Below are 2045 nucleotides of genomic sequence, written 5' to 3'. Positions count from 1 at the left end.
ACGCGGATGACCATCAAGAGCCAGACCCATAAGGGCGATGGTTTTAACGAGCTGCGTTTCGAGGATGAACTGGGCAAGGAGGAAGTGTTCATCCATGCCCAGCGAGACCAGAACAACATCGTCAAGCACGACGAAACCACGCGGGTGGGCAACGACCGCACGGAACGCGTGGAACGGGACGAGACAATCTCTATTGGGCAGGACCGTCGCGAAGAAGTAGCCCGTGACGAGTCCGTCGGCATTGGCCAGAACCGGGTACATGAAATCGCCAACGACGACAGCCTGAGCATTGGTCGCACCCACACGATCACCACAGGCAAGGATCGAATCGAACAGGTAGGCAACCACCGCCAGGACATCACCAAGGCCAACCACACGGTAGAAATCGGCGGCCATCTGGAACAGGTCGTGGCCGGTCACCACAACCTGAAAACGGGTGAAGCTATCCGGCACACCACCAAGGTCTATGACATTCAGGTCAGCGAAAGCCTGACGATCAGGAGCCCGGCGGGCCTGCTTCGAATCGATGGCGCCGGTATCACGCTGGACGGCCTTGCGCTGTCCTTCAAAGGGCCGGTCAACCAGCAAGCTACGGGTAGCAATCGCATCACTTCAACTTCTGGTGTACCTGAGCCCGGCGAACCTATTTGCCTCAGCTGCCTGCTGAAAGCGATCGCCGACGGCCACAACATGATTCGCATGGAAGGAGCAAGCTGATGCCCAGCCCATTTGTCAGAGCGATGGTCGAGGTGCTGCGAGTATCCGACCGTTACCGCCTGAGCGCGATCGTGGAAATGGCCAATCTGGCTCCCGAGGTGCAGGAAAGACTGACCGGGTACTACGCCGACCGCTGCTGGCCACTGCTGCAGCAAGCCCAGTTCACCAACCTGCGCACAGCAGGCCCCTGGTTGTTTGGTTCGCGCCCGGGCTCGGATGTCTCGGCCCAGTATGATTTTCAATGGCAACTCGAGCAGGGTGCAGCGGGCGCAGTATGCGGCTGGATAGTCAGCGCCCTACCCCCCGACCGGCTTGCGCGGCATTTAAGCCGCGCCAACATCGTCACGGGTGCTGACGGCCATTCGTACCTCCTGCGCTTTCACACCGCTGCAGCCTTGCAAGTGCTGGATACGCACCGTGAACTGCCCGGTGTAAGCGAATGGCTGGCGCCCATCCACCACTGGTGGTCGCCCGTCGCGCACCCGAACAAGCGGGTGTGGCTGCAGATATCCGGTGGTGATCAGCCCCAATCCACGCACTTCCCGCCCATCACGCTGAACGAAGCGTGTTGGGCCGAATTGGCAGGTGACCCACTGAGCTATCAGCTTGCCGAGTTGCTCAAAGGCGAGCCGTCCTGCACTGCCCTGGCTGCCGCTTGCCACGGCACGCGGGTTGGCTTGATCCAGCACTACCTGGATCAGGCACGCGAGCAAGGCCTGGACCGTGAGGACGATCTGATCAGCTATGTGCTCATGTTGGCTCGCGGTGGGGAACAACTCAGTAACTCACCGGCCTGGCAGGAGGCGATTGCCGCCACCCGCGAGCAACAGACATCCCTGATGGACAATGTGCAGCGATGCCTGCGCACCAAGGACTGAGGCAAATAACCATGGACTCTCTGAGCGAAACCCTCGAGCTGTGCAGGCGTATCACCACCGGCTACCGCCCCGCCCTGCGCAACAGCCCCGTCGCCAACTGCACCCGCCGCTTCGAACTGCTGCCCCTGCGCTACGCCGCCATCGGCGGCAACCCGGCACAACGCGCCCGCCTACCCAAACTGCCAAGCTATCTCAGCCCATTCTCGGACGTCGGCGAGATGACCCATTCCAGCTACGCCATCCGCCCGCTGCGCGAGGGTTTTTTCTACCTGCTGATCAAACGCCACAGCGCACCGGCCTACGAGTGGCACAGCCAGTACCGCGTCGCACCCAACGGCTCACTGCTGTACATCAGCGCCGACTCACCGTGGGAGCCCGCCCCCCTCACTGGCAATCTGGATGACATCATCCGCAGCTTCGGCTGGACCATCACCCTGTACGACCTCGACG

At 61.5% G+C, this 2045-nt stretch carries 3 protein-coding genes; all 3 read left to right on the top strand.

Going from position 1 to position 2045, the window contains the following annotated elements:
- The coding region (locus AC07XM_RS30945) for a type VI secretion system Vgr family protein (protein WP_495046078.1) at window positions 1-717 on the top strand (717 nt) is incomplete at its 5' end.
- Entirely contained in the window at window positions 717-1595 is an 879-nt protein-coding gene (locus tag AC07XM_RS30940) for a DUF4123 domain-containing protein (RefSeq protein WP_016486765.1), read from the top strand. The genes AC07XM_RS30945 and AC07XM_RS30940, both read left to right, overlap by 1 nt.
- An 11-nt stretch (window positions 1596-1606) precedes the next feature.
- The coding region (locus AC07XM_RS30935; RefSeq protein WP_495046077.1) for a toxin VasX at window positions 1607-2045 on the top strand (439 nt) is incomplete at its 3' end.

The sequence above is a fragment of the Pseudomonas sp. GW460-LB5 genome, assembly GCF_059423245.1.
This window is presented reverse-complemented; position numbering and strand designations above follow the sequence as displayed.